Genomic DNA, 11,413 nt, shown 5'->3' on the forward strand with positions numbered 1-11,413 from the left:
TTTGATCGAACCCGGACCGCAAGGATCGGCCTCGCCTGCAACACGGCGGGGCGATCCACGGAGAACCACGATGGCAACAGACCTTCTGAGCGACATTCTTGCCGACTTGCGTGCGGACGCTGTTGTCACCGGCCGGTTCACGCTGAGTGCGCCGTGGGCGATCCGCAAACCCGCCGTGTCCGGCGCGCCGTTTCGCATGTGCACGGGCAGCCCGTTTTATCTGATCGTCGAGGGCGAGCCGCCCGTGTATGTGAAGCCGGGCGATTTCGTGTTGCTGCCGCATGGCGACGAACACATCATGGCATCGTCGCTCGATGTACGGCCCGTGCCGTTCGATTCGCTGATGGCCGACAAGGGCATCCATCCGCGCTTCGACACGCCGCTCGAATTCACCGCGGGCGGCGGCGGCGCCACCAGCGAGCTTTATACCGGCATCGTCGTGTATCGGGACATCATGCGCAGTCCGCTTTTCTCGGTGTTGCAGACGCTGATCCACGTGCGCGCGGACGACCCGGCCGTGGCGCCCTGGCTCGTGAGCACGCTGCAAAGCTTCATTCAGGAGTCGATGACCTGCCAACCCGGCTGGGAGATCGCGGCGTCGCGGCTGTCGGACGTGCTGTTCGTGCAGTTGCTGCGCGCGCATTTGCAGTCGACCGCGAATCATTCGGGTTGGCTGCGTGGTCTTGCCGATCCTCAAATTGGGCGCGCGGTCGCGCTGATTCATCGCGAGCCGCGGCGCGACTGGAGCGTGGCGAGCCTCGCGGCGGCGGCCGGGATGTCGCGCTCGCGCTTTAGCGCACGGTTCATGGAAGTGGTCGGTGATACGCCGATCGGTCATCTGACTGCCTACCGGATGTATCTCGCGAGTGGTGAGCTGACGCGCGGAAGGCGCACGTTGATCGAGATTGCGGAGAAAGTGGGTTACACCTCGGAGAAGGCGTTTGCGCGCGCTTTTCATCGGTGGTCGGGGATGGCGCCGAGGCGCTATGCGCGCAATGCGCATGCGCTCGATGATCTGGCGAAGCGTGGGTGAGGCGCGGTACGTGCCATAGTAAGCGCGTGTATTGGCGATATCAGGCTGAGCTGCTTTAACTCTTCACACCGCTCAAACACCGCGAAGCGGCTTCATTCCTGCGCGATTTTCAGCTCAAGTCTTTCCACCGAAATATCGACGCATTATCGGCATCGACTCGCATTGGGTAATCGAAGATTTCTCTTCGAGATAATGCGAGATTTACGAATTTTGTCGATTGGCTGGTCAATGCTGCTAGCGTCCAAGCCGCACTCTCTCCGCGCCGGGCACCGGTTTTTTCTCCATGAAACACGGACCAGTCAACGCCGGACCCTGTCGAAACCTTTTGCTATTTCCAATTTTGCGTTATCGTCCTGCACCAAAATTCAGGGCGCCGGATGCACTCGCCAGCCAATGCTGCAGTTCATCTCGCCCAATGAGCGCTAACGAATTCATCAACTTCACGACCATCACAACCAGTTGGTTGGAAAACACAGAGGAGATTTTCTGCATGAGTTTCAAGCTTCACAAACTGTTGCCGATCAGCGCCGCAGTCGTTGCATTCGCAGGCATGGCGACCACGGCGTGCGCCGATCAGGTCGTCAAGATCGGTCACGTCGGTCCGCTGACGGGTGGCTCGGCCCACCTCGGCAAGGACAATGAAAACGGTGCACGTCTCGCGATCGAGGAAATCAATGCGAAGGGACTGACGATCAACGGTCAGAAGATCACGCTGGTGCTCGACGCGCAGGACGATGCCGCCGATCCGCGCCAGGCCACCCAGGTCGCGCAGAAGCTGGTCGACGACAAGGTCGTCGCGGTGGTCGGCCATCTGAACTCGGGCGCATCGATTCCGGCGTCGAAGATCTATAGCGATGCGGGCATCGTGCAGATCTCGCCTTCGTCGACGAACCCGGCCTATACGCTGCAAGGCTTCAAGACGACCTACCGGGTCGTCGCGACCGATGCGCAGCAGGGCCCGGCGCTCGCGAACTACGCGGCGAAGAATCTGAACGTGAAGACCGTGGCCGTCGTCGACGACTCGACGGCATACGGCCAGGGTCTCGCGAACGAGTTCGAGAAGACCGCCAAGGCGCTCGGCCTGAAGGTCATGTCGCACGACGCGACCAACGACAAGGCGGTCGATTTCCGCGCGATTCTCACGAAGATCAAGGGTGAGAATCCGGACGCGATCATGTACGGCGGCATGGACGCAACCGGCGGCCCGTTCGCGAAGCAGGCGCGCCAGCTCGGCCTGCGCGCGAAAGTGCTGTCGGGCGACGGCGTGTGCACCGAGAGCCTCGCGCAACTGGCCGGCGCAGCCGCCGGCAATGTCGTGTGCTCGCAGGCGGGCATGGCCGTCGAGCGGATGGACGGCGGCGCGCAGTTCGCGGCGAAGTACACGCAGCGCTTCGGTCATCCGATCGAGTTCGACGCGCCGTTCACGTATGACGCGGTGTACATCGTCGTCGATGCGATGAAGCGCGCGAATTCCACCGAGCCGTCGAAGGTTCTCGCGAAGATCGCGGGCACCGACTACAAGGGCGTGACCGGCCAGACGACGTTCGATGCGAAGGGCGACCTGCAGCACGGCGTGATCTCGCTGTACGACTACAAGGACGGCAAGAAGACGCTCGTCGACGTGATGAAGATGTAAGCGTGTAAGCGTTAAGCGGCATGTATCGACGCGGGGCGGTTGGAGTAGGACTTCACCGCCCCGTTTCGATTGGTGTTCTGAAACCGTCGCCGTTGTACGAATCGATAATCCTCATTCAAGCTTGGGCGCGTGGCCGTTTTCGCGTTTTGCGCTCATCTGTGCGGCTCTCGCGCTGCAAGACTTCATCGGCACACCGCAGAAAGCCGCCGATCAGGCGTGCGCGCGGCGACGCTCTGTGCCACAGGACGCCGAAACGGCGCGGGTCGGTCCGGACCGGCAGCGCGAGCCTGGCCACATCCAGACTCGCCGTCAACGGCGAAACGATGTCGGGTATCAGCGAGACACCGAGGCCACGGTCCACCATCATGGCGATCGCCATCAGCGAATTCAATTCGAACAGTTCGTGCGGGACGATCTTCGCTGCCCGCAGATACTGGTCCGCCTGTTTGCCGCCGCCCAGCGAGCGGTCGTAGCGAATGAACGACTCGCGACGCAACAGTTCGTGCGGGTCTTGCCCGGCGAGCCGCGACGGAGCGAGCACGACGATCGGCTCCTCCCTCAACAGATGCCAGTCATAGGCCTTCGGCAACGCGAACGCGGGATGCAGGCAGACCGCCACGTCCAGATCGCCGCGCTGCAGCGTTTCGTATAACTCCATCGACGTCCCCGCGCGGATCAGCACCTTGGCTTGCGGAAAAGCCGTGGAAAAGCGCGCAAGCACATCGGGCAGCAGGCTGAGCAGTGCGGTCGTGATGGTGCCGATCCGCAGTTCGCCCGCGTCCTCGCCTTCGAGCGCAAAAGCCTTCATCTCGGCAACCTCGCGCACGAGACCGCGCGCGCGCTCGATCACGCGATGGCCCGCTTCGGTCGGGATCACCGTGCGCCCGGCGCGAACGAACAGCGACACGCCGAGTTCCCGTTCCAGCGCCTGCATCTGCTGGGCGACAGCGGCGGGGGTGACGCCCACGCGGCGCGCGGCTTCGGCCATCGAGCCGCTATCCACGACCAGCAGCAGGTTACGCAGGAAGTCGAGATCCATAAAGATAGATTGGCTATGGTTTGAAGATAGATGTGGATAGTTTATCTAATTCCTTCATCCACCTAGACTGGTTTCCAGCAAACCTAACCAGGATCGCAGACATGCGAAGCAAACTGTTCGTGCCGGCATCGCGCCCGGAGTTGTTCGCCAAGGCGCTCGCCAGCGCCGCCGACGCGCTGTCGTTCGATCTGGAAGACGCGGTCGCCGCCGAGCGTAAGCCGCAGGCACGCGCCGCGTTGCGCGAGCTGCTGCTCTCCGACGCTGTCGCGCGGGCCACGAAGGTGCTGATCGTGCGCGTGAACGCACTCGACACGCCGCATTTCGCCGCCGATATCGCCGCGCTCACCCAACCCGGACTCGCCTTCATCAATCTGCCGAAGCCCGAAAGCGTCGACGACGTGCGCGCGGCGGCCGCCGCGCTCGAACAGGCGGAGCGCGCCAACCGCGTGACGACGCCGATCAGGCTGCTGCTCAATATCGAATCGCCCAAAGCGTTCCGGCATGCGGCGGAGCTTGCCGGCGCGCATCCACGGGTTGCCGGTCTGCAACTCGGTCTCGGCGATCTGTTCGAACCGCTCGGCGTGGCTCGCCGCGAGCCGGCCGCCATCCAGCAGGCGATGTTCGGCCTGCGCCTCGCCGCGGGCGAAGCCGGCGTTTTCGCCTACGACTCCGCGTTCGCCAACATCAAGGATGAAGCCGGCTTTCGCGCCGAAGCGCAACTCGCGCGCTCGATGGGTTTTCGCGGCAAGAGCTGCATCCATCCGAGCCAGGTAGCGCTGGCGAACGACGTGTTCCGCCCGTCCGACGACGACATCGCGCACGCGGTGCGTGTCGTGCAAGCCGCCCGCGATGCCCGCGGCAAGGGTCTGGGCGCATACGTGGTCGACGGGAAAATGATCGACCCGCCGTTTGTAGCTCGTGCGCTCGATCTTGTTCGTCATGCCAGGCAATTGGCGCTTCTTACGCCCGAACAGGACGCCGTGATCGGAGACTCGGGCGACGCCCTCTGAGCGGCATCGCGGCCGACCCCATTCGATACTGACGGAGACATTGATGAAACCATCACCGGATTCAGCCCGCGCGGTGGCGCCTGAACGTGGACAGGGGCAGGGACAGGAACAGCGGCATGGCCCGCTCTCGGGCGTGCGCGTGCTCGACCTGAGCGCCTACATCGCGGGCCCATACGGATGCACGCTGCTCGCGGATCAGGGCGCCGAGGTCATCAAGATCGAGCCGCCGTCGGGCGATAACCTGCGCAAGTACCCGTCGACGCTCGATGGGGAAAGCCGCGCGTTCCTCGGCGTCAATCGTGGCAAGCGTGGGCTCGTGCTCGACCTGAAGCAGCCGGAGGCGCTCGCGGTGCTGATGCGTCTGATCGAAACCGCTGACGTGCTCGTGCATAACTTCAGGCCGAGCGTGCCCGCCCGGCTGGGGATCGCCTACGAACAGGTGCGCGAAGTCAATCCGCGTCTGATCTACTGCGCCGTCACCGGGTACGGGGAGACGGGGCCGAACCGGGACAAGGCCGGTTACGACCAGGTGCTGCAGACGATGACCGGCATGTGCACGCTGCAAGGCAAGCGCGGCGGGCCGCCGGAGATCCTTTACGGCTCCGTGGTCGATTACTACGCGGCCGCGCTCGTTGCGGCGGGCGTGTCGTCGGCGCTGTTCGAGCGCGAGCGCAACGGCACCGGACAATATGTCGGCGTGTCGCTGCTGCGCAGCGCGCTGACGATGCAATCCGCCCGCCTGATATGGGCCGACAGCGAGCCAAAGGACGTGGGCCGCGACATGCGCTCGGGCGGCATCACCGGCATTCATCCGACCCGCGACGGCTATCTGTACATCTCCGCGAACACGCCGCATTTCTGGCAGGCATTGTGCGAGAAGACTGGCCTGGATGCGCTTGCGTCGAACGAGCGTTACGACACGGTGCGCAAGCGCGCGCTTCATTGCGACGAAATCGTTCCGCAATTGCACGCCGCGTTGCAAAGCCGCAGCGCGCTCGAATGGGAAGCGCATTTCGGCGAGGCGGTGCCGTGCGCGGCGGCCCGCAGTGTCGAAGATATGTTCGACGATCCGCAGGTGCTCGCGGAGGACATGGTCAGCAGTTTCGAGTATCCGGGCGTGGGCCGTTACCGCGGCTTCAAGCATCCGATTCGCTTCGGTGCGACGCCCGGGCCCGAGCCTTTCGCGGCGCCTGCTTTCGGTGAGCATTCGGATCAGGTGCTAAGCGCTGCGGGATGGACAGAGGCCGAGATCGAAGCGCTGCGCGCGAAGCGCGCGGTGCTGTGAGCGCGAGCGGCGCGACGCCGTCGTGACGAGTGGCGCCGCGCCCGGATGAAATGATGCGCGAGTGCATGAAATAACGGAGACGACGAATGACCATCCTGCAACCGGCGAGCGACATTCCGCGAGCGCGGCTGGACGCCCCGGCGGGCGCGTGCGATTCACACATGCATATCTACGACCGGCGCTTTCCCGTGGCGCAGCAGAGCGGCGTGTTTATCGAGGGCGCGAGCGTCGCCGAATATCGCCACGTGCAGGCGCGCACCGGCACGCGGCGCACGGTGGTCGTCACCCCGCGTCTCTATGGCACGGACAACAGCGTGACGCTCGAAGCGATCCGGCAGCTCGGCTCCGAGCGGACTCGCGGTGTCGCCGTGCTGAAGCCCGATGTCACCGACGCCCAACTGGCGACGCTTCACGAAGGCGGTATTCGCGGGATTCGCTTCACGCTTTACACGCCGAAAAATGCGGTCGTCAGTGTCGATATGGTCGAGCCGCTCGCGCGCAGAGTCGCCGAACTCGGCTGGCATGTTCAATTGCACTGGACGGCTGCACAGATCGTCGAGCATGAGGCGATGCTGGCGCGCCTTCCGTCGACGATCGTGTTCGATCATCTCGCGCGCCTGCCGCTGCCCTCAGGCGCCTCCGATCCGGCGTTTGCCGTGGTGCGCCGTCTTGCCGATTCAGGGCGCGTGTGGGTCAAGCTGTCCGGTCCCTATCTCGACTCGGTCGTGGGGCTGGACGGCGGCTACGCCGACACGACGGGGACCGCGCGCGCGTGGGTTGCGGTATTGCCGCAACGGCTGGTGTGGGGCAGCGATTGGCCGCACGTGACGGAAGCGCACAAGCCCGACGACGCGAGCCTGTTCGATCTGCTCGGCACATGGACCGACGACAACGCCACGCGCGCTCGCATCCTCGTCGACAACGCGGCAAGCCTCTATGGATTTCCCATGTGAACGCGCCCGCTCCCCAAGCCCCTCGCAAACAACGCCAGAGCGCGCATAGACGCGTGTCAGAAAGAATATCCGGAGACGAGACATGAAAACTACCGCTGCGGCAACGCCCGCACGCAAGATACGCTTCACCGACGCGACGATCAGTTTTTTTGAACGGACCATCCCGGACCCGTTCGTCCTTGCCATACTCATTACCGTCGCGGTCGCCGTGATATCGGCGGTGTTCGCTCCGCATGCATCGGTCGGGCGGCTGGTCGGCGGCTGGTACAAAGGTTTCTTCGACATCCTGACTTTCGCGTTCCAGATCACGCTGGTGCTCGTGACCGGACATGCGTTCGCGCATGCGCCGCCCGTGCAGCGCGTGTTCAAGGCGCTGGTGTCGATTGCGCGCACGCCGGTGCAGGCGGCCACGCTGACGTTCGTGCTGGTGGCGATCGCGTCGTTCTGCAACTGGGGACTCGGTCTCGTGGTCAGCGCGTTGCTTGCGCGCGAAGTGGCCAAGCGCATGCGTGTCGATTTCGCGTGGATCGTCGCTGCGGGTTTTTCGGGCTGGGTCGTCTGGGCGAGCGGCATTTCGAGTTCGATCGCGCTTGCGCAGTCCACGCCGGGCAGCGCGATGAACGTCGTGCAGAAGCTGACCGGCGAGGTGCTGCCGTTCAGCGCAACCATATTCACGAGCTTCAATCTGGTGCCGACGATCGTCATGCTGTTCGCCGTGCCTGTCACGCTGGCGCTGCTCAAGCCGGCCGACGAAGACGCGGTGGTCCTCGACATCGAGAAGAATCCCGATACACCGCTGCGCGAAAAGCCGGCCGGCAAGCTGAGTTTCGCGCGCTGGATCGAGTACTCGTGGCTCGGCAGTGCGTTTGTCGGCGTGGCGGGAATTGCCTGCCTCGTTCTGGCGCGGTCCGAACATATCGCGTTTTCGGGTGTCAACGCGGTGATTTTCGTGATGTTCATCGCGGGCGTCATCCTGCATGGCTATCCGCTGGCCTATGCGGACGCCGTGAAAAACGCGGCGAAACAGACGGGCTCGATGATGCTGCAATACCCGCTGTACGGCGGGATCATGGGCATGATGGATGCCACCGGGCTTCCCGATGTGATCGCGCACTTCTTCATTGCCATTTCGAATGCGCACACGCTGCCGTTCTGGAGCTACGTGTGCTCGCTGATCGTCACGTTCTTTATTCCCAGCGGCGGCGGTCACTGGGCGGTGCAAGGTCCGTTCGTCGTGCCCGCCGCGGTGGCGTTGCATGCGTCCGTGCCGGCCACGACGATGGCGGTCGCGATGGGCGAACAGGTCTCGAACATGATGCAGCCGTTCTGGGCCGCGCCGGTCGTGGCGATGGCGGGAATCGGCGTGCAGCGCGTGCTCGGCTTCACCGTGATGACCTTCCTCGTCGGTGCGCTCGTGTACGGCGCTGCTTTGCTGCTGCTGGTCTGATGGCGATGGTCCAGAACGATATGAACGGAGACAGTCAGATGGAATCGGTCACGACGCATCGCGCAGTACCCGCAGCCGCCGGCGCAGCCCCGGCATCTTCGACCATGGCGGCGGACACGAAATCTTTCCGGCAGCGCTGGTGGCGCGTGTTCGATACCCGCATCGGCGCGTTGCCGCTGCCCGTGTATTGCGTGCTGCTCGTCGTGCTGGGCGCGATGACGCTCAAAGGCAAACTCGCGTCCGACCTGCCTACCGGCATCGCGCTGGTGACGGTCGGCGGCTTCAGTTGCGCGGAGTTGGCCAAACGCATTCCGTGGGTTCGTCATATTGGCGCGACTTCCATCTTCGCCGCGTTCATCCCGTCGATGCTCGTGTACTACAAGGTCATGCCGGCGCCGGTAGTCAAAGCCGTCACCGACTTCACGAAGAGCTCGAACTTCCTCTATCTGTTCATCGCGGCGATCATCGTGGGCAGTGTGCTCAGCATGGACCGCCGCACGCTCATCAAAGGCTTCGTGCGCATCTTCATTCCGGTTGCGAGCGGCTCGGTTGTCGCGGCGCTGGTGGGCACCGGGGTGGGGACGGCGCTCGGCCTCGATGCGAAGCATGCGCTGTTCTTCGTGGTCGTGCCGATCATGGCGGGTGGCGTCGGCGAAGGCGCGTTGCCGCTCTCGGCGGGTTACGCGCAGATCATGGGCGCAGAGCAGGGACCGCTATTTGCCCAGGTGCTCTCCGCGGTGATGCTCGGCAATATCGCCGCGATCTGTTGCGCGGGTCTGCTGAGCTACCTCGGCACGCGCCGGCCCGACTGGACCGGCAACGGCCGTCTGACCGTGGCCGAGGACAACGACGCCGGCATGAACCCGGCTCCGCTGTCGTTCGAGTTCGATGTCAGTTCCGTCGCCGCGGCAGGCGCGACCGCGATTGCGTTGTACCTGCTCGGTGTGCTGAGCCATCAGCTGTTCGACTGGCCCGCGCCCGTCGTCATGCTCGTGCTCGTGGTGGCGGCGCAACTGTTCCAGGTGGTGTCGCCGCGTGTTCGCGGCGGCGCGCGCTTCATGTACAGCTTTTTCTCGACCGCGGTCACGTATCCCTTGATGTTCGCCATCAGCGTGGCAATGACGCCGTGGGGCGAAATCGTCACCGCCTTCCACTGGGTGAACATCGTCACGGCGGTGTCCACCGTGTTGGCGCTGATCGTGACGGGCTTTGTGGTCGGGAGGCTGGTCGGCATGTACCCGGTGGAATCGGCGATCGTCAATGCGACGCATAGCGGACTCGGCGGCACCGGCGACGTAGCGATCCTGACCGCGGCCAACCGGATGGAGCTAATGCCGTTTGCGCAGATCGCGACGCGCATCGGCGGAGCCATCACCGTGATGACGGCGTTAGCGGCTTTTGCGTATCTGCGCTGATCAGGGCCGGCTTTCGCGTCCGGAGGCTTCAGCCGGTTCATATGAAATTCTTCGCGTGCAGCGATACAGACTTGTGCGCCTGGGTCGGCTCGGTCGGAGGCGCGAGCCGCCTTCATGCCGCACTACCTGCGCAAAACCGGCAGTAGATCAAACCCCGCTCCAACTGCTTATGGCAAGATTGGCGATCAGCGTCGGGCAAAGCGTGGCCGCGTCGCCGGATCAACGAGTCTTCGCAGGAGAACGGTATGGCACGCATCATCGGCGGCATCGCCGCCTCGCACACACCCACCATCGGGTTCGCTTTCGACAAGAACAAGCGCGACGATCCGGTCTGGGCGCCGATCTTCGAGAATTTCGCGCCGCTCGCCGCATGGCTCGCCGACAAGCGTCCCGATGTGATCGTCGCCATTTACAACGATCACATCACGTCGTTCTTCTTCGATCACTACTCGGCGTTCGCGCTGGGCGTCGGCGCGCAATGGCCGGTCGCGGACGAGGGCGGCGGCGCGCGCGATCTGCCGCCGATCGACGGGCACCCGGGACTGGCCGCTCATATCGGTAAGTCGCTGATGACCGAGGAATTCGACATGTCCTTCTTTCAGGGCAAGACGCTCGATCACGGCTGTTTTTCGCCGCTGTCCATGTTGTGCCCGCACGAGCCCGAATGGCCAGTGAAGCTGGTGCCGCTGCAGATGGGCGTGCTGCAATTGCCGATGCCCAGCGCGCGCCGATTCTATAAGCTGGGCCAGGCGCTTAGACGCGCGATCGAAAGCTATCCTGAGGATCTGAAGGTCGCGATCCTTGCGACCGGAGGCCTGTCCCATCAGGTGCACGGCGAGCGTGCAGGCTTTAACAACGTCGAATGGGACCAGCGCTTTCTCGATCTCTTCGAGCGCGATCCCGAGCAACTGGCCGAGATGACGATTGCCGAATATGCCGAACTCGGCGGCTACGAAGGCGCGGAAGTCGTGATGTGGCTGACCATGCGCGGCGCGCTGTCCGCTAATGTCGTTTGCAAGCACCGCAGCTATTACCTGCCGTCGATGGCGGGCATCTCGACCGCGATCTACGAAGGCGAAGAGGGCGCGGCGAACGCCGCGATCGTCGAGCGCCACCGGCAGCGGATGGCCGTTCAACTGGCGGGCGCCGAGAAGCTCGAAGGCACGTATCCGTTTTCGATCGAAGTGGCCGTGCGCGCGTTCCGGATCAACGAGTATTTGCACAAGCTGGTCGAGCCGGCTCACCGCGAGGCGTTCGTGCGCGATCCCGAGGCGAGCTTCGAGGCGGCCGGATTGTCGGATGAAGAACGCGATATGCTGCGTCAGCGCGACTGGCGCGGCCTGCTGCACTACGGCGTGATTTTCTTCATGCTGGAGAAGCTGGGCGCGGTGGTCGGCGTGTCGAACCTGCATATCTACGCCGCAATGCGCGGCGAAACGCTGGAGGCGTTCCAACGCACGCGAAACGCGCCGGGCGCGTTGTACTCGGTGGCGGGTAAGACCGCGGGCAAGCTCGAGTGGGATGGCGCGGAGAAAGGCAACGCCGAATAAATCGGAGCGCCTCTCACTACACTCGATGCAGGAGGGTACGTAGCA

The 11,413-nt window shown here is 63.9% G+C and carries 9 protein-coding genes; 8 read left to right on the forward strand and 1 reads right to left on the reverse strand.

Going from position 1 to position 11,413, the window contains the following annotated elements; genetic code table 11:
• The first annotated feature begins 70 nt into the window (after positions 1-70).
• Together FVF58_RS25255 and FVF58_RS25260 are read left to right on the forward strand one after the other, a co-directional pair.
• Positions 71-1,033, forward strand: coding sequence for an AraC family transcriptional regulator (locus FVF58_RS25255; protein ID WP_149672560.1), 963 nt, complete (start codon positions 71-73; stop codon positions 1,031-1,033).
• A 490-nt stretch (positions 1,034-1,523) separates the two neighbouring features.
• Entirely contained in the window at positions 1,524-2,669 is a 1,146-nt protein-coding gene (locus FVF58_RS25260) for a branched-chain amino acid ABC transporter substrate-binding protein (protein ID WP_149672561.1), read from the forward strand.
• A 115-nt stretch (positions 2,670-2,784) separates the two neighbouring features.
• On the opposite strand, the gene FVF58_RS25265 is transcribed toward FVF58_RS25260, so the two are convergent.
• Positions 2,785-3,708, reverse strand: coding sequence for a LysR family transcriptional regulator (locus FVF58_RS25265; RefSeq protein WP_149672562.1), 924 nt, complete (start codon positions 3,706-3,708; stop codon positions 2,785-2,787).
• Between the two features lie 101 nt (positions 3,709-3,809).
• Between FVF58_RS25265 and FVF58_RS25270 the strand changes: the two genes are divergently transcribed.
• The 6 genes from FVF58_RS25270 to FVF58_RS25295 all read left to right on the forward strand — a co-directional run bounded on the left by FVF58_RS25270 (position 3,810) and on the right by FVF58_RS25295 (position 11,368).
• On the forward strand, positions 3,810-4,718 hold the full coding sequence (locus FVF58_RS25270) for an HpcH/HpaI aldolase/citrate lyase family protein (protein WP_149672563.1): 909 nt from the start codon (positions 3,810-3,812) through the stop codon (positions 4,716-4,718).
• 43 nt (positions 4,719-4,761) lie between these two features.
• On the forward strand, positions 4,762-6,003 hold the full coding sequence (locus FVF58_RS25275) for a CaiB/BaiF CoA transferase family protein (RefSeq protein WP_149672564.1): 1,242 nt from the start codon (positions 4,762-4,764) through the stop codon (positions 6,001-6,003).
• A gap of 86 nt (positions 6,004-6,089) precedes the next feature.
• The gene (locus tag FVF58_RS25280) at positions 6,090-6,956 is read left to right on the forward strand and encodes an amidohydrolase family protein (RefSeq protein WP_149672565.1); all 867 of its coding nucleotides are present in this window, start codon (positions 6,090-6,092) and stop codon (positions 6,954-6,956) included.
• 82 nt (positions 6,957-7,038) lie between these two features.
• Complete coding sequence (locus FVF58_RS25285) at positions 7,039-8,403, forward strand: short-chain fatty acid transporter (protein ID WP_149672566.1); 1,365 nt, start codon at positions 7,039-7,041, stop codon at positions 8,401-8,403.
• A gap of 38 nt (positions 8,404-8,441) precedes the next feature.
• Entirely contained in the window at positions 8,442-9,818 is a 1,377-nt protein-coding gene (locus FVF58_RS25290) for a 2-hydroxycarboxylate transporter family protein (RefSeq protein ID WP_425468966.1), read from the forward strand.
• Between the two features lie 245 nt (positions 9,819-10,063).
• Positions 10,064-11,368 (forward strand): gallate dioxygenase, encoded by a 1,305-nt coding sequence (locus FVF58_RS25295; RefSeq protein ID WP_149672567.1) that lies wholly within the window; start codon positions 10,064-10,066, stop codon positions 11,366-11,368.
• The last annotated feature ends 45 nt before the right edge of the window (positions 11,369-11,413 follow it).

Origin of the sequence: Paraburkholderia panacisoli, from assembly GCF_008369935.1 — a bacterium.
Classification (GTDB): Bacteria; Pseudomonadota; Gammaproteobacteria; order Burkholderiales; family Burkholderiaceae; genus Paraburkholderia; species Paraburkholderia panacisoli.